This is a genomic window from Actinomadura scrupuli, from assembly GCF_050971785.1.
Taxonomy (GTDB): domain Bacteria; phylum Actinomycetota; class Actinomycetes; order Streptosporangiales; family Streptosporangiaceae; genus Actinomadura_E; species Actinomadura_E scrupuli.
On record NZ_JBPCCU010000002.1, the window covers coordinates 1342928 to 1361777 of the forward strand.

At 71.4% G+C, this 18850-nt stretch carries 17 protein-coding genes; 13 read left to right on the plus strand and 4 right to left on the minus strand.

What is annotated here, in order from left to right; translation table 11 throughout:
- Positions 1-200: 200 nt before the first annotated feature.
- The 4 genes from egtA (at position 201) to egtD (ending at position 4584) form a co-directional block, all read left to right on the plus strand.
- A complete protein-coding gene (egtA, locus tag ACRYCC_RS13910) occupies positions 201-1400 on the plus strand; it encodes an ergothioneine biosynthesis glutamate--cysteine ligase EgtA (protein WP_433811955.1) in 1200 nt (399 codons plus the stop codon).
- Complete coding sequence (egtB, locus tag ACRYCC_RS13915; RefSeq protein WP_433811957.1) at positions 1388-2785, plus strand: ergothioneine biosynthesis protein EgtB; 1398 nt, start codon at positions 1388-1390, stop codon at positions 2783-2785. The genes egtA and egtB overlap by 13 nt, the downstream gene beginning before the upstream one ends.
- Positions 2785-3537, plus strand: a complete 753-nt coding sequence (gene egtC / locus ACRYCC_RS13920) for an ergothioneine biosynthesis protein EgtC (protein WP_433811959.1) — start codon at positions 2785-2787, stop codon at positions 3535-3537. The genes egtB and egtC overlap by 1 nt, the downstream gene beginning before the upstream one ends.
- Before the next feature lie 93 nt (positions 3538-3630).
- Complete coding sequence (gene egtD / locus ACRYCC_RS13925; protein ID WP_433812182.1) at positions 3631-4584, plus strand: L-histidine N(alpha)-methyltransferase; 954 nt, start codon at positions 3631-3633, stop codon at positions 4582-4584.
- Positions 4585-4588: 4 nt separating this feature from the next.
- Here egtD and ACRYCC_RS13930 read toward each other — a convergent pair whose 3' ends face one another.
- Positions 4589-5098: a cysteine dioxygenase gene (locus ACRYCC_RS13930; protein ID WP_433811961.1), complete on the minus strand. Its 510-nt coding sequence runs from the start codon at positions 5096-5098 to the stop codon at positions 4589-4591.
- Between the two features lie 358 nt (positions 5099-5456).
- On the opposite strand from ACRYCC_RS13930, the gene ACRYCC_RS13935 reads away from it, so the two are divergent.
- The gene (locus tag ACRYCC_RS13935) at positions 5457-6428 is read left to right on the plus strand and encodes a LacI family DNA-binding transcriptional regulator (protein ID WP_433811963.1); all 972 of its coding nucleotides are present in this window, start codon (positions 5457-5459) and stop codon (positions 6426-6428) included.
- 55 nt (positions 6429-6483) lie between these two features.
- Here the strand turns inward: ACRYCC_RS13935 and ACRYCC_RS13940 are convergent, their stop codons facing one another.
- Positions 6484-7917, minus strand: a complete 1434-nt coding sequence (locus ACRYCC_RS13940; protein ID WP_433811965.1) for an aromatic amino acid ammonia-lyase — start codon at positions 7915-7917, stop codon at positions 6484-6486.
- 234 nt (positions 7918-8151) lie between these two features.
- On the opposite strand from ACRYCC_RS13940, the gene ACRYCC_RS13945 reads away from it, so the two are divergent.
- The 5 genes from ACRYCC_RS13945 to ACRYCC_RS13965 all read left to right on the plus strand — a co-directional run bounded on the left by ACRYCC_RS13945 (position 8152) and on the right by ACRYCC_RS13965 (position 12304).
- On the plus strand, positions 8152-9405 hold the full coding sequence (locus ACRYCC_RS13945; protein WP_433811967.1) for an ABC transporter ATP-binding protein: 1254 nt from the start codon (positions 8152-8154) through the stop codon (positions 9403-9405).
- Positions 9402-10088, plus strand: coding sequence for an ABC transporter permease (locus ACRYCC_RS13950; RefSeq protein ID WP_433811969.1), 687 nt, complete (start codon positions 9402-9404; stop codon positions 10086-10088). The genes ACRYCC_RS13945 and ACRYCC_RS13950 overlap by 4 nt, the downstream gene beginning before the upstream one ends.
- Positions 10085-10774, plus strand: coding sequence for an ABC transporter permease (locus ACRYCC_RS13955; RefSeq protein ID WP_433811971.1), 690 nt, complete (start codon positions 10085-10087; stop codon positions 10772-10774). The genes ACRYCC_RS13950 and ACRYCC_RS13955 overlap by 4 nt, the downstream gene beginning before the upstream one ends.
- 28 nt (positions 10775-10802) lie before the next feature.
- On the plus strand, positions 10803-11732 hold the full coding sequence (locus ACRYCC_RS13960; protein ID WP_433811973.1) for an ABC transporter substrate-binding protein: 930 nt from the start codon (positions 10803-10805) through the stop codon (positions 11730-11732).
- A gap of 257 nt (positions 11733-11989) precedes the next feature.
- Complete coding sequence (locus ACRYCC_RS13965) at positions 11990-12304, plus strand: hypothetical protein (protein ID WP_433811975.1); 315 nt, start codon at positions 11990-11992, stop codon at positions 12302-12304.
- 89 nt (positions 12305-12393) lie between these two features.
- Here ACRYCC_RS13965 and ACRYCC_RS13970 read toward each other — a convergent pair whose 3' ends face one another.
- Positions 12394-13620, minus strand: coding sequence for a lipase family protein (locus ACRYCC_RS13970; RefSeq protein WP_433811976.1), 1227 nt, complete (start codon positions 13618-13620; stop codon positions 12394-12396).
- Between the two features lie 378 nt (positions 13621-13998).
- On the opposite strand from ACRYCC_RS13970, the gene ACRYCC_RS13975 reads away from it, so the two are divergent.
- Positions 13999-14364 carry a hypothetical protein gene (locus ACRYCC_RS13975; protein WP_433811977.1) on the plus strand — a complete coding sequence of 122 codons (366 nt, stop codon included), beginning with the start codon at positions 13999-14001 and terminating at the stop codon, positions 14362-14364.
- Positions 14365-14454: 90 nt separating this feature from the next.
- Here the strand turns inward: ACRYCC_RS13975 and ACRYCC_RS13980 are convergent, their stop codons facing one another.
- Entirely contained in the window at positions 14455-15225 is a 771-nt protein-coding gene (locus ACRYCC_RS13980) for an IclR family transcriptional regulator (protein WP_433811979.1), read from the minus strand.
- Between the two features lie 263 nt (positions 15226-15488).
- Here ACRYCC_RS13980 and hutH point away from each other — a divergent pair, with 263 nt between their 5' ends.
- Both hutH and hutU read left to right on the plus strand, forming a co-directional pair.
- A complete protein-coding gene (gene hutH, locus ACRYCC_RS13985) occupies positions 15489-17042 on the plus strand; it encodes a histidine ammonia-lyase (RefSeq protein ID WP_433811981.1) in 1554 nt (517 codons plus the stop codon).
- 103 nt (positions 17043-17145) lie between these two features.
- Positions 17146-18810 carry a urocanate hydratase gene (gene hutU / locus ACRYCC_RS13990; RefSeq protein WP_433811983.1) on the plus strand — a complete coding sequence of 555 codons (1665 nt, stop codon included), beginning with the start codon at positions 17146-17148 and terminating at the stop codon, positions 18808-18810.
- Positions 18811-18850 lie beyond the last annotated feature (40 nt).

Genomic DNA, 18850 nt, shown 5'->3' on the forward strand with positions numbered 1-18850 from the left:
GCAAGTGGAACACGGGACGGCGGAGCCCCGTGTCGCCGCCCGTGCCCGAGGTAGGGCCAGGCCACCCAGGTGGCGCGAAGTGGGTATCGGTTCTTCGTGGGACACCTCACGTTCTCGAAATTTTCCGGGAACTCTGTGGATTTCTGATGCGGTTCAGCTGGGAATGTCCAGGTATCCGTGCTCGGGAGGAGATGTCCGCTGTGACCCATTTGACGCTGGATGACGTCTACCAGCACAGCTACGGGGTGTGTTTCAAGACCGGTCCGCCCGGTGTCGTCGGGGCCGAGACCGAGTGGCTCGTCGTCGATCCCCGGCGTCCGGGCGCGCACGTCGCCCTGGACGACCTGCGCGACCTGATGGAGGCGGCCGGTCCGCTGCCGGCCGGCGGCCTGATCACCTATGAGCCCGGCGGTCAGCTGGAGGTCAGCTCCGCCCCGCAGCCCGGGCTCGCCGCGCTGCACGAGGCGCTCTCGCTCGACCTGGCGTTCGTCCGGAAGGCACTGGGGGACCTCACCCTCGCCGGGCACGGGGTCGACCCAGTGCGCGCTCCCTTCATGCAGACCCGCGACCAGCGGTATCTGTGCATGAGCACCTTCTTCGACACCCACTCCGAGGAGGGCGGGCTGCCGATGATGTGCGGGACCGCCTCGGTGCAGGTCTGCGTGGACGTCGGGGCCGACTCCGCCGACGCCGTCCGCCGCTGGCGGCTGGCGCACGCGCTCGGCCCGATCCTGATCGCCGCGTTCGCCAACTCGCCGTTGCGGGCCGGTCGCCGTACCGGCCTCAAGTCGACCCGGCAGGCGATCTGGAACGCCCTGGACCCGGGCCGCACCGGCGCGCCGGCCGGCGCGGACCCGGCCGAGGCTTGGGCCCGCTACGCGCTCGACGCCAAGGTCATGATGCGCCGCACCCCGGACGGCGGCTGGCTGGCGGACCCGGGAACGACCTTCCGGGAGTGGGTGGCGACCGGTGAGCCCACCTGGGAGGACCTGGACTACCACCTGTCCACGCTGTTCCCGCCGGTGCGGCCGCGCGGCTGGTACGAGCTGCGCATGATCGACGCGCTGCCGGAGCCGTACTGGCCGGTGCCGGTCGCCCTCGTCACCGCGCTGATGGACGACCCGGTGGCCTCCCGGCGGGCGGAGGAGGCCGCCGAGCCGGTCGCCGGACGCCACCGGGAGGCCGCCAGGGACGCGCTGGCCGACCGGGATCTCGCCCGTGCGGCCCGCGAGTGTTTCGAGGCCGCCCGCGACGCGCTGCCCCGGCTGGGCGCGGAGAGCCTGCTCCCGGTGGTCGACGACTACTACAACCGCTACATCGAGCGCGGGCGGTGCCCGGCGGACGACCTCACGCTGACGCCCGCCGCCCCAGTCGAGGAGGATCTGTCATGGAACCGCTGAGCCGGCCCGTCCCCGCAGTGCCCGTCTCCGACCTGCCCGTCTCCGTACCGCCCGTCTCCGAAGCCGACGAGGAGGCGCTCAAAGAGCTGATCGCCGCCGAGCTCACGGCCGTACGCGATCGCAGCTTCGGCCTGACCACCGAGGCGCTCGACGAGACCGAGCTGGTCGCCCAGATCTCCCCGCTGATGTCCCCGCTCGTCTGGGACCTGGCCCACGTGGGCAACTACGAGGAACTGTGGCTGCTGCGGGAGGCGGCCGGCGTCCAGCCGATGCGGCCCGAGATCGACACGCTCTACGACGCGTTCGAGCATCCGCGTGCCACCCGGCCGTCGCTGCCGCTGCTTGCGCCCGGCGAGGCGCGGACCTACATCGCGACCGTGCGGTCCAAGGTGCTCGACTCGCTGGCCTCGGTGCGTTTTCGCCCCGAGGACCCGCTGACCGCCGGCGGTTTCGTGTACGGCATGGTCGTGCAGCACGAGCACCAGCACGACGAGACGATGCTCGCCACCCACCAGCTCCGTACGGGCGCTCCCGCCCTCCTCGATCCGCCCGGCGCGGTCGCGGCGGCCGACGGTTCCGGTGACCGGCCGGCGGGGGAGGTGCTGATCGAGGCGGGGCCCTTCGAGCTGGGCACCTCGGACGACCCCTGGGCCTACGACAACGAGCGCCCGGCGCACGTGGTGGACCTGCCCGGCTACTACCTCGACACCGCGCCCGTCACCTGCGGGGACTACCTGGCGTTCATGGCGGACGGCGGTTACGGCGACCGGCGCTGGTGGCATCCGGCCGGCTGGGAGTGGCGTACCTCCAAGCAGGTCGAGGCGCCCGCCTTCTGGCTGCGCGACGACGGCGGCCCGGGATGGCTGCGCCGCCGCTTCGGCCGGGTCGAGGAGGTGCCGCCGGACGAACCCGTGCAGCACGTCTGCTGGTACGAGGCGGACGCCTACGCCCGGTGGGCGGGCAAACGGCTGCCCACCGAGGCCGAGTGGGAGAAGGCCGCCCGCTGGGACCCCGCCGCGGCGCGGTCGAGGCGGTTCCCCTGGGGCGACTCCTATCAGGAGGGCAAGGCCAACCTCGGCCAGCGGATGCTGCGTCCCGCGGCGGCCGGGTCGTTCCCGGCCGGTGCGTCCGCGTACGGGGTACGGCAGCTCCTCGGGGACGTCTGGGAGTGGACGTCGTCGGACTTCGACGGCTATCCCGGATTCCGCGCCTTCCCCTACCGGGAGTACTCCGAGGTCTTCTTCGGCGGGCACGGCGAGTACAAGGTGCTGCGCGGCGGGTCCTGGGCGACCGATCCCAGCGTCTCCCGTGGCACGTTCCGAAACTGGGACCTGCCCGTCCGGCGCCAGATCTTCGCTGGTTTCCGCTGCGCGAGGTCGCTCTGATGTGCCGCCATCTGGCCTACCTCGGCCCGCGGACTCCGCTGAACTCCCTGCTGTACGACCCGCCGCACTCGCTGCGGCGCCAGTCGTACGCCCCGCGGTTCAACCTCTACAACGTGCTCAACGCGGACGGCTTCGGCGTCGGGTGGCACGACGGGGACCGGACCGTGCGCTACCGCCGGTCGGTGCCCATCTGGACCGACGTCTCGTTCGCCGAGGTGGCGGAGGTCGTCTCGGCGGGCTCGGTGCTCGCGGCGGTCCGGTCCGCGACGGTCGGCTTCCCGGTCGACGAGTCGTGCGCCCAGCCGCTGCGCTGCGAGTCGTGGCTGTTCAGCCATAACGGCAGGATCGAGGACTTCGGCTCGGTGGAGCCGAAGCTGCGCGAGCTGGCCGGCGATCTGTCGGCGGTGCCGGAGGCCCGGGCGCCGGTCGACTCCGCGCTGCTGTTCGCCATGGCGGTGGGTCGGTGGCGGGCCGGCCGTTCCCTCGCGGACGGCCTGGCCGACACCGTCCTCTCGATCGCCGCGCTCGCGCTGGGCCGCTACAACCTGCTGGCCGCGGACGGACGGTCCCTCGCCGCCACCACCTGGGGGGACTCGCTGTTCGTCCGGGCCCTTCCGGATGCCGCGGTCATCGCCTCGGAGCCGTACGACGACGACCCGGGCTGGCAGCGCGTGCCCGACGGCTCCGTGGTGACCGCCACCCTGCAGGACCACACCCCGGTGATCCAGATTCGCCCGATGTCCCCGCCGTGACGGCCGTCGCCGAGGCACGCCGGTCCGCCGGCGTGCCCCGGCACGACCAAATGATCACGAAGGGCCGAGAGAAGGAGATCACACGTGTCCGTCATCGATGAATTCCTGACCCCTGACGACCTCGAGAAGGCCCTGCGGCTGGACGTGGCCCAGGGGCTGACCGCCGAGCCCAAGCGGCTGCCGCCGAAGTGGTTCTACGACGAGCGGGGCAGCGGCCTCTTCGAGGAGATCACCAGGCTGGAGGAGTACTACCCGACCCGCAGGGAACGGGCCATCCTCGCCCAGCGCGCACCCGACATCGCCGAGGCCACCCGGGCGCGCATCCTGGTGGAGCTCGGCGCGGGGTCGGGGGAGAAGACCCGGCTGCTGCTGGACGCGCTGGACGGCACGCTGAAGACCTATGTCCCGGTCGACGTGAGCGGCGAGTTCCTGGCCGACGCGGCCGTCCGGATCGCCCGGGACCACTCCGGCCTGGCCGTGCACGCCGTCGTGGCCGACTACGAGCGGCACCTGCACCTGCTGCCGAGCGGGCCGGACCGGCTGCTGGTCTTCCTGGGCGGCACGATCGGCAACATGACCCCGGCCGAGCGGATCGGCTTCCTCGGCGGCGTGCGGGCCACGATGGGCGAGGGCGACACGCTGCTGGTCGGCGCGGATCTGGTCAAGGATCCCCGGCGGCTGGTCCGGGCCTACGACGACGCCCGGGGGGTCACCGCCGCCTTCAACAAGAACGTGCTCCGCGTGATCAACCGGGAGCTGGGCGCGGACTTCGTGCCGGACGCCTACGAGCACGTCGCGCTCTGGGACGCCGAGAACGAGTGGATCGAGATGCGGCTGCGCTCGCTCGCCGACCAGACCGTACGGGTCGAGACGCTCGACCTCGAGGTCCGGTTCGCCGCGGGCGAGGAGATGCGCACCGAGATCTCGGCGAAGTTCCGCCGGGAGCGGCTGGCCGACGAACTCGCCCAGTCGGGCCTGGTCCTCGACCAGTGGTGGACCGATCCCGCGGGCGACTTCTCGCTCTCGCTGGCGCGGCCGCTGCTCTGAGCCGTCAGGCCACGTCGCCGATCGGGCTCAGCTCGTCGGCGTAGCTGACCGAGATGCGCCGGAGCACCCCGTCGTCCATGGAGTACTGGCCGAGCCGCTCCAGCGGCGGGGAGTAGGCGTGGATGGACACGCTGCGGTCGGCGGCGCCGACGAGCCGGTGGATGTGGTCGGGTCCGAAGCAGAAGGACGCACCGGCCGGCATGAGCGTCTCCAGGTGGGCGCCGCCGATCCGGGGGTTGGACTCCTTCAGCGCGCCGCTGATCACGTGGACCGCGCCGGAGGAGATGTCGTGGTCGTGCCAGCCGGTGTCGTTGCCGGGGGTCCAGCACAGCAGCCACACGTCGACGTGCTGGTCCCTGTGCAGCGAGACATAGTGCCGCTGCCCGTCCGGGAAGGCGATCTGGTCGCGCCACTCGTCCGGCCGGCCGGCCAGCGCGTCGACGAGGTCACGCAGTTCGCGCTTGTCGAGTGGGCGGTCGGACTTCGGTTGCTGCCGCGGAACGGCTGAAGACATTCGATCACTCCTCCCGGAGACGCCCGCCCCGGCGGGGGCCGGGCCGCCTGATGAACCGGCCACCCGAATGAGCGCAGGTGAGCCGGTGTGAATCCGTATGAATCTGTATGAATCGGTATGTGGTCAGTGGATGAGGCAGTGGGTGGGGCAGTAGACGGATCACCCGTGAGGCAGTGGGTGAACCGATTTACTGAACCGCTTCAGTGAACCGGTTAAGTAAGCCGTAGTCAAGTCCTGCGACCGCAGGTGGCGGCCGTGGCGGGCGGTCACCCCCGTCCCGGGGGACGGGGTTCTGTCGGAGCCCGAGGCTAATGTTGGGTCAGTGGCACAGCGCAGCAAGCGAGCGACCATTCGTGAGGTGGCCAAGGCGACAGGCCTTTCCCCCGCGGCGGTCTCGTACGCGCTGCGCGGCATCCAGACCTCCGAGGTCACCCAGGAGCGGGTCCGCAAGGCGGCGGCGGAGCTGGGCTACGAGGCGCATCCGATCGCCCGGGCCCTGGCCAGCGGCCGCAGCGGCATGGTCGGGCTGCTCTGCGGCTCGCTGGAGGACTTCTGGCAGCAGTCGCTGGCGGTCGGCATCGGCCGGGGCCTGCTCGCCCAGGACCGCTACGCGATCATCCTCGACGCGGCCGAGGATCCCGAGCGGGAGGTCGCCCTCGCCCGGCAGCTGCGCGACCAGCGGGTCGACGGGCTGATCGTCCAGCCGCTGGACCCGGCCGCGGAGTTCTGGGCCGAGCTGGCCGGGACGCTGCCGGTGGTCTCGATCGGCGATGTGCTGCGCGGCGGCACCGCGCAGGGCGAGGTGATCTTCGACAACCGGCACGGCGTCACGCTGGCGCTGGAGCACCTGCACGGCCTCGGTCATCGCCGGATCACGGTGCTCACCCCGACCCGGGCCAGCACCCCCGACCGTCCGGCCGACGTCTACGTCGACGCCGAGGCGGCCCGGCTCGGGCTCGACGTGGCCGTGGTGACCTCGTCCCAGGCGCTGCACGCCGCCACGGACACCGCGCTGACGGTGCTGTCCGGCCCGGACCGGCCGACCGCCCTGTTCTGCTTCTCCGACTCCATCGCCTACGGGGTCTACGCCGCCACCCGGGAGCTCGGCCTGGCGGTGCCCGGCGACGTGTCGGTCGCGGGCTACGACGACCATCCGATGTCGGCGCTGCTCACCCCTCCGCTGACGAGCGTGGACTGGAACATCGACGGCGTCGTCGCGGCGGCCGTCAAGGTGATGGTCGGGGCCATCGACGACCGGCCCGGGCGCAAACGGGTGGTCTGCGATCCGCGCCTGCGCGTCCGCGCCTCCACCGGCCCCGCCGCCCGGTGACCGCGACCACCGGTGAGCACGGGTGCCCGGTGAGCCGGCGCCCGGTGCGCGCTCGTCAGAACGGAGCGAAGGCCTCATGGTCGAGCAGGTCGGCCGCGCTCGCGATGTCGGCGTCCAGCGGGCGGTCCTCCATCCGCGGGTCCAGGATCTCGGCGGCGACGTCGAAGGCCGCCCGCAGCGCCCCGCCGGACGGAGCGCGGCCCTGCATGCGCAGCGCCCGCACGCCGGCGACCAGCTCGCAGCCGAGCGCGATGCGGTATGCGCCGAGAGCGTCCGTGGTGGCCCGCGCCGACTGGGTGGAGAACCCCGCGTGATCCTCCACTCCCCGAGACAGCACCGCGCTGCCCAGCGCCGCCGGAGAGGCGAACCGCCGGACGTCGGCGATCGCGGAGTGCGCGACGTACTCCAAGATCATGACTCCCGAGCTGGACTCGCTCGCCGCCAGGAAGGGGTGCAGCCCGGTGAAGGAGGGCTCGACGAGCGTGCCGAGCCGGGCCGCCGACAGCGCCACGGTCTGGAACAACGCCGCCCGGGCCGCGTCCAGCGCCAGCCCCACGTAGGCGGTGTGGAAGTTGCCGTTGTGCCACGCCGTACGGCTCGCCACATCGATCAGCGGATTCTCCGCGGCGGCGTTGATCTCCCGCCGCACCACGTCGTCGGCATAGCCGCCGATCTCGATGGCTGGGCCGTGGACCTGCGGAAACGCTCGGTAGCCGTAGGGGTCCTGGATCCGGCCGGGGGAGGGCCGCTCGTACAGCAGCAGCCCGCGCATGTCGGCGGCGACCTTCTGCTGCCCCGGGTGCGGGCAGGCCTCGTGCACGACCGGCGCGTAGGGCTCCGCCGATCCGTGCACGGCGAGCAGCGACAGGGCCGTGATCACGGTGGACGCGCCCAGCAGCCGCCGCAGATCGGAGACGGCCAGCGCGGACTCCCCCAGCGTGGCGGCGTTGGAGCTGATGAACGCCAGCGCGTCGGAGGAGCGCAGCGTGAAGCCGGGGCCGCGTTCGCCGCCGATCCAGGGGCGCTCTCCCAGCAGGCACAGTGCCGTCGAGGCGAGGGCGGTGAGGTCTCCGGTGCCGATCGCCCCGTACATCGGGATGGGAGGTGTCAGCCGCAGGTTGAGCACGTCGGCCAGGACGCGCAGCACCCCCGGGTCCACCCCGGAGCCGCCCGCGGCGAGCTGGTTCACCCGGACGGCCAGCATGGCGCGGACCGTCTCCTGGCCGAGCAGCGGCCCGGCGCCGGCCGCGTGACTGCGCAGCAGGCGCAGTCCGTGCGCGTCGGCGTCGTCCCATTCGACGTCCACGAGCCGGTTGGCGCCGACCCCGGTGGTCCGGCCGTAGACCGCCTGGGTCCTGGTCACCTCCCGGGCGACCTCCCAGGCCGCTCGTGCCCGCTTGACCCCGCTGTCGGCGACGACCACGCCGAGATCCTCCTCACGGGCGATGCGCGCCACATCGGTACACGTGAGGGTCGTGCCGTCGATCACGATTCGGTTGCTGATGGCCGCTTGCCTCCTGCATTCCTCACTATTTCAGTCTGTATGGTGCACAACAGTCTGTATGGTTTTCACCATAGATGCCCGGGACGGATGTGCCGGATACGGCCTCATGAAGGGCTTGTAACCGTTAGGTACGGTCGCTCACGAGATGTCCCCTGTTCAATATCCTGGCATCCGTGTCAGACACAGGCGTAGACCCGCGCCGGCGAGGATGTGAGTTGCTTGATCACCTTTGACGGCGTCACGAAACGGTTCCCTGATGGCACCGTCGCCCTCGACGACGTCAGCCTGGAGTGCCCGACCGGGCAGATCACCGTCTTCGTCGGCACCTCGGGCGGAGGCAAGACCACCGCGCTGCGCACCATCAACCGCATGGTCGATCCCACGACCGGCCGGGTGCTCATCGACGGCCGGGACGTCCGGGAGAGCAAGCCCGCCGAGCTGCGGCGGAGCATCGGCTACGTCATCCAGCAGGCCGGGTTGTTCCCGCACCGCACCATCGTCGACAACGTGGCGACCGTGCCGTATCTCCTGGGCTGGGACAAGAAGAAGGCCCGGGCGCGTGCCCTGGAGCTGATGGAGCGGGTCGGCCTGGAGCCGGGCATGGCCAAGCGCTACCCCTTCCAGCTGTCCGGCGGTCAGCAGCAGCGGGTCGGAGTCGCCAGGGCGCTCGCCGCCGATCCGCCGATCATGCTGATGGACGAGCCGTTCAGCGCCGTGGACCCGGTGGTTCGCGCCGAGCTCCAGGCGGAGTTCCTGCGGCTGCAGGCCGAGCTGGAGAAGACGATCGTCTTCGTCACCCACGACATCGACGAGGCCATCAAGCTCGGCGACCGCATCGCCGTCTTCCAGACCGGCGGCCGGCTGGTGCAGTTCGACACGCCGGAGAACCTGCTGGCCCGCCCGGCCGACGACTTCGTGGCCGGCTTCATCGGCCATGACCGGGGCATCCGCCGGCTGTCCTTCGTGAAGGCGGCGGACCTGGTCCTGCGCCGGCCCGAGGTGTTCCCGCTGACGTCCCCGGTGGCGGACGCGCGGGCCACCGGGCAGGACTGGGTGCTGGTGGTCGAGGACGGCAGGCGCCCGGTGGGCTGGGCGCGCGTCGCGGGCCTGCCCGCGGACGGCACCCTCGCCGACGCCGAGCTCGAGCCGCTCGGTCACACCTTCGGCCTCGACGGCGACTCCGCCCGTGCGGTCCTGGACGCGGCGATCCTGTCGCCCTCCGGGCTGGCGGTCGGCATCGACGCGGACGGCGGTGTCGCCGGGGTGGCCGGTCAGCAGGACCTGGTCAGCGCCCTCGCCCTGGCCGGCACCGGCACCGAGGCCGGCACCGAGGCCGGCAGTGAGGCGGACGGCGACGCCGAGGCCGCCAGTGAGGCCGGTGCCGAGGCCGGTACCAAGGCCGGTTCTGAGGCCGGCGCCCGGGACGATACCGGCGGCGCCGCCGACCCGGATGCCGGCGGTGACACCCGGTGATCGCAGCACTGGCCGCCGCCACGGACGGCGAGCCGCTGGTCCGGTGGAACTGGATCGGCGACCACACCGCCGAGCTCACCCACTACACGCTCATCCACCTGCGGCTGGCCCTGCTGCCGGTCCTGTTCGGCCTGATCATCTCGTTGCCGCTCGGCGTGGTCTGCCGCCGCTGGCAGTGGACGTACCCGATCGTCCTGACCGGCGCCAACGCGCTGTACGCCATCCCGTCGCTGGCGCTGTTCATGGTGTTCGTCCAGTACACCGGGCTCAATCCGTCGACGGTCATGATCCCGCTCACCCTCTACACGCTGTCGGTGCTGGTGCCCAACGTGGTGGACGGCCTGGGCTCGGTCTCCGCGCCGGTCCGGCAGGCGGCCACCGCGATGGGCTTCGGGCCGCTGCGCCAGCTGGTCCAGGTCGAGCTGCCCATCGCCGTGCCCGTGGTCATCGCCGGGGTACGGGTCGCGGCGGTGTCGTCGATCAGCCTGGTGGCGGTGGGCCAGCTCATCGGCCAGGGCGGCCTCGGCTTCTACATCATCCGGGGCCTGCAGCTCGACTTCCCCACGCCCATCATCGTCGCGACCGTACTGATCGTCATCCTCGCTCTCGCCACCGACGCGATACTGGTGCTGGTGCAGTGGCTGCTCACACCGTGGTCCCGGGCCCGGGGGAGGAGCGCATGAACGACTTCCTGAACCAGATGAAGCTCGTCGGGGAGTGGCTGGCCTCGTCGGCGCAGTGGCACGGCGAGGACGGCATCCCGCACCGGCTCCTGGAGCACCTGACCTACAGCGGGCTGTCGCTGCTGTTCGCCGCCGTGGTCGGGCTGGCGCTCGGCCTCGTCGTCGGGCACACCGGGCGCGGCGGGTTCGCCGTCGCCAGCCTGGCCAACCTGGCCCGGGCGGTGCCCACCCTCGGCCTGGTGGTCCTCATCGTGACGCTCGTCGGCCTCAGCGTGACGCCGGTCCTGGTCGCGTTGATCGCGCTGGCGGTGCCGGCCATCCTGGTCAACACCTACGAGGGCATCCGTGGTGTCGACGCCGACGCCAAGGACGCCGCGCGCGGGATGGGCATGACCGGCTGGGCGGTGCTCTGGCGGGTCGAGGTCCCCATCGCGCTGCCGCTGATCCTGCTCGGCCTGCGCACGGCCGCGATCCAGATCGTGGCCACCGCCACGATCGCCGCCGTACCCGGCCTGGGCGGGCTGGGCCGCTACATCGTGGACGGCCTGGCCCGTAACGACTACGAGCTCGTCATCGGGGGCACCGTCGTCATCGTCGCGCTGGCCGTCGTCGTCCAGCTGATCTTCTCGGCGCTGCGACGCCTCATCGTCTCGCCCGGGCTGCACAGCCCGGCACGCACTTCGTGACCCCCGGTTCCATGAGAGGAAACAAGGAATGAAACGCATTGCCCGCGCCGTAGTCGTCGGCCTGACCGCCGCCCTGGCACTGACCGCCTGCGGCGGCAGCGACGGCGACAAGAGCAACCCCCTGGGCGGAGGTGCCGCGAGCTCGGGCGGTGGCACCGTCACCGTGGGCTCGGCCAACTTCCCCGAGAGCGCGGTGCTGGGTGAGATCTACGCCCAGGCGCTCGAGGCCAAGGGGCTCAAGGTCACCCGCAAGTTCAACATCGGTGCCCGCGAGGTCTACTACGACCAGGTCGTCAAGGGCGGCATCAGCGTCATTCCCGAGTACAACGGCGCCCTGCTCACCACCTCGGTCGACAAGGCCAGCACCGCGGTCACGACCGAGGAGGTCAACGCCGCGCTCAAGGCCAAGCTGCCCCCGAGCGTCGGCATCCTCGAATCCTCCCAGGCCGAGGACAAGGACTCGGTCACGGTGAACACGCAGACCGCCACCAAGTACAACCTCAAGTCGATCAGTGACCTCAAGGCCTCGGCGAAGTCGCTCACGATCGCCGGCCCGTCGGAGTTCAAGACCCGTCAGCAGGGTCTGGTCGGGCTCAAGGCCAAGTACGGCCTGGAGTTCAAGAAGTTCCAGCCGTTCGACGCCGGAGCGCAGGCCACGCTGGTCAAGCTGCTCAAGAGCGACCAGATCCAGGCGGCGGACCTGTTCACCACCGACCCGACGATCGCGACCAACAAGTTCGTCGTGCTCGAAGACCCGCTGCACGTCTTCAGCTCGCAGAACGTCACGCCGCTGATCTACAAGGCGGCGGTGAACGAGACCGGCCAGGCGGCGCTCAACGCGGTGTCGGCCAAGCTCACCACCACCGACCTGCTCGACATCATGACGAAGATCGCGGTCGACAAGGCCGACCAGGAGACGGTGGCCAAGGACTGGCTGAAGAAGGCCGGCCTGGTCTGAGCGCCTGGTTGAACCCTGGTGTGTCCCGTACCCGTGCAAGGCACGCGGTGCGGGACACACTGGTTTCTCTGGGTCGCTACTCCATGAGGAGACATGAGGAGAACTGCCGCCGCTCCTGGGTGACTTCGCCGACGAGAGTTGTGGACTCTCACCACGCGGCTCGGACCGTCTCGGGTGAAGGGAGAGGACGCCGACGTCAACGGCGTCCGACAAACAAGATGGCCCGTGTGGATGGAGGAGGCGAGAAGGCACAGGAGTTGACCGAGGAGCTCGACGATTTCGAGAACCTCCTAGGTCTGTTCAAGGAATGGGTGGCCGTGCTGGTGGCGGACCCTTCTGCGAAGGATCCCGGCACGCTGCAGTGCCGTCAGGCGCTGCAGCACCACCTGCCCCGGGCGACCAAACGCCTGGCTGCCATTCTCGTCTCGGTCGGCACGGCGATCACCGTGCCGGCGGAGAACGACGGGCTGAACCTCGACACGGTGATCAACCTGCTCGAGGTGATGCACGAGATCAGCGGCAGCCTGCAGCGGCTCTACGGCACGTTGCAGCAACTGGGCTGGTCCGAGTGAACGAGGGGAGCGTGGCCGCCGGCCGCGCTCCCCTTCCTCCGTCACCATGCCTCCTTACCGGACGTGGCCGCCGGGCCGGAGCGGGTCTGTCAGCAGGTACTGGGCGGGGTCTTGCCGGCGAAGCGGTCGGCGAGGTAGGTCATGGCTCCGTTCAACCTGGTCACCATCTCCAGGGCGTGCTCGCCGATGGCGTCCCGCACGACCTGGATCTTGGCCCCCTTGGCGCACCAGGCCTTGGTGAGGGTGTTGGCCTGGGCGACGGGCACGATCTCGTCGGTGTTGGCGTGGTAGTTGTAGATCGGTGATGCGGGGGCCGCGGAGCCCAGCGTGTTCTTCTTGAGCACCGCGGCGACGGAGGGCACCGACAGCGGGTCGGGGACGGTGCTCTCGTCGGCGAGCTTCCGGAAGGGGAACGCGAGGATCAGGTCGGGCAGGCACTTGTCACGGGCCTTCTCGAGGTCCACCTTGCCCTGCTCGTTGATGATCGCTTCGATGTCCATCTCGGGGTACTCCGTGGCCAGGCTCACCGTGGCGGCGGCCTCGAAGCCGGAGAACGGGCCGCCGTCCAGCGACCGGGCAACCGCGGCGGGGTCGGCCGGCGTCCCGCCCATGGCGGTCCCCACGAGCTTGATCTCCGGAGCGTACGACGGCTGGAGTTCGGCGCCCCAGCCGGTCGCCTGGGCGCCACCGGAGTAGCCGTTCAGCGCCCAGGGGTTGCTCGGGCCGATGCCCGCGGTGCTGAAGTTCTTCACCGCGCGGATGCCGTCGAGCACCGCGTGACCGGCCTGGACGCCGCCCATGAACACCGACTTCGGACCCTGGAAGTCGGGCATCGCCACGGCCCAGCCCCTGCTGAGGATCGGAGCGGAGAACAGGGCGGACGATGCGGCATAGCCGCTGCCCGACGACAGCCCGTAGGACGGGGCGCACTGGGTCCCGGTGGAGTCCTCGGGAGCCTGCACCGACACCACGGGCCGGGAGCCGGTGCCGGTCCACGCCGCCTTGGGCACCAGCAGCGAGGTGACCGCCAGTTCGGGTTGGTCATGGGAGTCGTTGGTGCGGTAGGAGATCTGCCAGGCGTTGGTGGTGTTCGCCAGGTCGCCGGCCTTCGGGGTGACCTGGCGGCTCGCCACCACCTGGCCCGCCGCGTAGGAGGCGATGTCGGCCGGGGCGGCATAGAACGGGTCCTGATCCGGTGGCACCGAGCCCGGTGCCGGCGGATCGGCCGCCGCGGGGCCGGCTACGGCGGCCAGCGTCAGGGCGGCGGTGATCGGCACCGCCAGGACCATGCGCAGGGCGGCCTGAGGGGATGGCATGGCGAGTCTCATCGGTACTCCGGGGGTGGCAGGCCAGGGGCCTCACGGATGCGATGCCTCGACTGTCTCCCTTCCGGCCCCCCGGGTGGTATGTCATGGCCACAACATCGCGCGGCTCCGCACTGCATCACGGTGACAACCGCCCGGCTTGACCAGCGCGCTCGCCCGACCGCATCTGCCTCGTGCGTCTGGGCGCCCGTGTCCCGTTCAGGGGGCGTTGCCACTGAGGCGGCGGGTCAGGTCGGCGGCGGTCAGGCGGACCTGGTCGGCCAGGGCGGGGTGACTTCGCCGGTGAGAGCTGTTGACTCTCACCGGGCGGCTCGGACCGTCCTCGGTGAAGGGAGAGGACGCCGACGTCAACGGCGTCCGACAAACGAGATGGCCCATGTGGAACCAGAAGGCAATGTGCCACCGGCGTGGACGAGGGACCTCCGCGAGCTGAAGGAGGCCATCCGTCGTCTGGAGACGGCGGTGGCCGGGCTGGAGGAGGCTGACCCCTCTGACAACGGTCCCGACGTGGAGGCGAGCCGCAAGGTACTGGCCGAGCAGCTGCCCCGGACGAGTGAGCTGCTGGTCACCGTGCTCGGCTATGTCGGCGCCTCGCTGATCACCCGTTCGGGCAACGGCGAGCCGGACCTCGATTCGGAGAGGGCCCTGGACATGGCGATGCGCTCGGTCAAGGCGCTGAGCGAAGTCAGCCGGCACCTGCCGGATCTCTTGGGTGCGGTGGAGGGGCTGGATTAGCCCCGTACAACTGGGGGGTGCGGCCGTCGGCCGCACCCCCTCCTTCCTTCTGCGGCCTTCCGCTGCCGCCAGGGTGCACAGGGGCGTGTCTCACGGGGCGTGGCCGCTGAGCCGTCTGGTGAGATCGGCGGCGGCCGTCCGGACCTGGGTGGCGAGTTCTGCCCATGAATCCTCGGGTCGGGTGTCGCGGCGAAACGTCACGGTGAGGGCGGCGACCGGGTGGCCGATGTGATCGAGACTGCAAGCCGCGATGCTGGCGAGCCCTTCGGTGACATGACCGTCCTCCACCGACCATCCCCTGCGGAGGTCTTCGGCCAGCAGTCGTCGCAGCTCCGGGAGAGAACGCGGGCCATGGCCGGTCCGGTCGATGAACTGGCCCGCCGGGCGGCCCGGGAACAGCGCGCGGACCTGGGCGGCGGGCAGATGGGCGAGCATGGAGCGCCCGCTGGCGGTGAGCTGGGCCGGGAGCCGTACGCCCACGTCGGTCACCAGGGTCGGGTGATGCGGGGGCTGTTCCTTGAGCAGGTAGAGCGTCTCGGCCCCGTGCAGCACGCCGAGCTGGGCGATCTCCCCGGTGCGCTCCACCAGCCGCCGCAGCAGCGGCCGGGCGAGCCGCTCAAGCGGTCCCTGGCGCAGGTAGGCGGAGCCGATCTCGAAGGCGGCGACTCCGAGCCCCCAGCGGCGCTCCTCCGGCAGGTACGTGACGAAACCGTCGGCCGCCATCTCGGTCAGCAGGTGGTACGTGCTGGATCTGGGCAGGTCCAGCGTGCGCGCGATCGCCGAGGCCTCCAGCGGCTGAGCCGACGAGGCCAGCAGCCGCAGCACCGCGAGGGCTCTGCGCGCGGCGGGCACCTGAGTCATCTCACCATCGTCTCGCATCCGAGACCCGCGTACCAGAACGCCCTTCTGTGGCGAGAAAAGTACCGGGACCCCGCCCATCACAGGTATTTCTGCCGCCACAGAACGGTGTTCGGTCACCCTGATCCCGCTTGCCGGGGCAACCCGCCGCCGGGCTCCGGGGAGAGTGTCTCGGATCCGAGACATAATCCCGATCGCGCCGGTCCGCGGGGGCGGCCTGCCGGGTTCCAATGGCGGGTATGGAGATCCTTATGGGGGACGCAGCCGTGTCCGGTCGGGAAGGGCCGCTGGTCGAGGTCGGCCCGGAGCCGCTGACCCTCGAGCAGGTGGTGGCGGTGGCCCGGGACGGCGCGAAGATCGGGCTGACCGACGCGGCACTGGCGGCGATGACCCGGTCGCGGTCGTACATCGAGGAGCTGGCGCGGCAGGCTACCCCGGTCTACGGCATCTCGACCGGCTTCGGCGCGCTCGCGACCCGGCACATCGACCCCGCGTTGCGGGCGAAGCTTCAGGTGTCGCTGATCCGCTCGCACGCCGCGGGCAGCGGTCCCGAGGTCGAGCGGGAGGTGGTCCGCGCGCTGATGCTGCTGCGGCTGCGCACGCTCGCCACCGGGCATACCGGGATCAATCCCGCCACGGCGATGACCCTCGCGGCCCTGCTCAACGCCGGCATCACCCCGGTGGTGCACGAGTACGGCAGCCTGGGCTGCTCCGGTGACCTCGCGCCGCTCGCCCACTGCGCGCTGGCGCTGCTGGGCGAGGGGCCCGTGCGGGACGCGGCCGGTGACCTGATGCCCGCCGCCCAGGCCCTGGCGGCCGCGGGCATCGAGCCGGTCACGCTTGCCGCCAAGGAGGGACTGGCGCTGATCAACGGCACCGACGGCATGCTGGGCATGCTGGTGCTGGCCATGGCCGACCTGCGCGAGCTGCTCAAGGTCGCCGACGTCGCCACCGCCATGAGCGTCGAGGCGCTGCTCGGCACCGACCGGGTCTTCGCCGCCGACCTGCAGGAGCTGCGACCGCACCCCGGGCAGGCCGCGAGCGCCGCCAACCTCCGGGCGCTGCTCGACGACTCGGCGATCATGGAGTCGCACCGCGGACCCGACTGCACCCGGGTCCAGGACGCGTACTCCCTGCGCTGCTCGCCGCAGGTCAGCGGCGCCGCCCGGGACACCCTGGCGCACGCCCAGCTGGTGGCCGGCCGGGAGCTGGCCAGCGCGGTGGACAACCCGGTGGTCCTGGGAGACGGGCGGGTGGAGTCCAACGGCAACTTCCACGGCGCACCCGTGGGCTACGTCCTGGACTTCCTGGCCATCCCGGTGGCCGACGTGGCGTCCATGTCGGAGCGGCGCAGCGACCGGATGCTCGACAAGGCCCGCTCGCACGGGCTCCCGCCCTTCCTGGCCGACGATCCCGGGGTCGACTCCGGGCACATGATCGCGCAGTACACCCAGGCCGGGCTGGTGTCGGAGCTCAAGCGGCTCGCCACCCCGGCCAGCGTCGACTCCATCCCCAGCTCGGCCATGCAGGAGGACCACGTCTCCATGGGCTGGAGCGCGGCCCGCAAGCTGCGCTGGGCCGTCGACGGACTGACCCAGGTGCTGGCCATCGAGATCCTGACGGCCGCCCGGGCGCTGGACATGCGCGCCCCGCTGCGCCCCGGGCCCGCGACCGGCGCCGTGGTCGCCGCACTGCGCTCCCGGGTCGCCGGCCCGGGGCCCGACAGGTTCCTCGCCCCGGAGATCGCCGCCGCGGTCGAGCTCGTCCGCGACGGCTCGCTGGTGGCCGCCGCCGAATCCGTGACCGGCCCCCTGCTATGACCCGCCCCGCCCCGACCGGCCCCCCGCCATGACCCGCCTGCCATGACCCGCCTGCCATGACCGGGCTTCCGCCGTAGGAGCGCCTACCTCTTCAGGAGCGAAGATGACGTCTCAAGGTCCCCGTCCCGTACGCGCCCCGCGCGGCTCCCGGCTCACCACCAAGGGGTGGCAGCAGGAGGGCGCCCTGCGCATGCTCATGAACAACCTCGACCCCGAGGTCGCCGAACACCCCGACGAGCTGATCGTCTACGGGGGTTCCGGCAAGGCCGCCCGCAACTGGGCGTCCTTCGACGGCATCGTGCGGTCCCTGCGCGATCTGGAGGCCGACGAGACCCTGCTGGTCCAGTCCGGCAAGCCGGTCGGCATCTTCCGTACCCACGAATGGGCCCCCCGGGTCCTGATCGCCAACTCCAACCTGGTGCCGCAGTGGGCGAACTGGGAGGAGTTCCGGCGGCTGGAGGCGCTCGGCCTGACCATGTACGGCCAGATGACCGCCGGTTCGTGGATCTACATCGGTACCCAGGGCATCCTGCAGGGCACCTACGAGACCTTCGCCGCCGTGGCCGCGAAGAGGTTCGGCGGCTCGCTCGCCGGGACCATCACCCTCACCGCCGGGCTCGGCGGGATGGGCGGCGCGCAGCCGCTGGCCGTCACCATGAACGGCGGGGTCGTGATCGTCGTCGAGTGCGACCCGTCCAGGATCGACCGGCGGGTCGAGCACCGCTACTGCGACGTACGGGTCGACTCGCTGGACGAGGCCCTGCGACTGGCCGAGGAGGCGAAGGCCGCCCGCAGGCCGCTGTCGATCGGGCTCCTCGGCAACGCCGCCGACGTCGTACCGGAGCTGCTGCGCCGTGGCGCGCCGATCGACATCGTCACCGACCAGACCTCCGCGCACGACCCGCTGATGTACCTCCCGAAGGGGCTGGCCTTCGAGGATCTGGCCGCCGCGCGGGAGAAGGACCCCGCGGGGCTCACGGTGCGGGCCCGCGAATCCATGGCCGTCCACGTCGAGGCCATGGTCGGCTTCCAGGACGGCGGCGCCGAGGTCTTCGACTACGGCAACTCGATCCGCGGCGAGGCGGAACTGGCCGGCTACGCACGCGCGTTCGAGTTCCCCGGCTTCGTGCCCGCCTACATCAGGCCGCTGTTCGCCGAGGGCAGGGGACCGTTCCGGTGGGCGGCCCTGTCCGGCGATCCGCAGGACATCGCCCGCACCGACCAGGCCATCCTCGACCTCTTCCCCGACAACCAGCCGCTCGCCCGGTGGATCCGGATGGCCCGCGAGAAGGTGCACTTCCAGGGGCTGCCGTCGCGGATCTGCTGGCTGGGGTACGGCGAGCGGGACAAGGCCGGCGAGCTCTTCAACGACCTGGTGGCGCGCGGCGAGATCAGCGCACCGATCGTGCTGGGCCGTGACCACCTCGACTGCGGCAGCGTGGCGAGCCCGTACCGCGAGACCGAGGGCATGGCCGACGGCTCCGACGCCATCGCCGACTGGCCGCTGCTCAACGCCCTGGTCAACACCGCCTCCGGCGCCTCCTGGGTGTCGATCCACCACGGCGGGGGAGTCGGGATCGGCCGGTCCATCCACGCCGGCCAGGTCTGTGTCGCCGACGGCACCGCGCTGGCCGGGGAGAAGCTCAACCGGGTCCTCACCAACGACCCGGGAATGGGCGTCATCCGGCACGTCGACGCCGGCTACGACCGCGCCGCCGAGGTCGCCGCCGAGCGCGGTGTCCGCATCCCCATGGCGGAGGGGGGATGAGTGCCGCCGCACATTTGCCCTGACCACCCATACGCGGCCC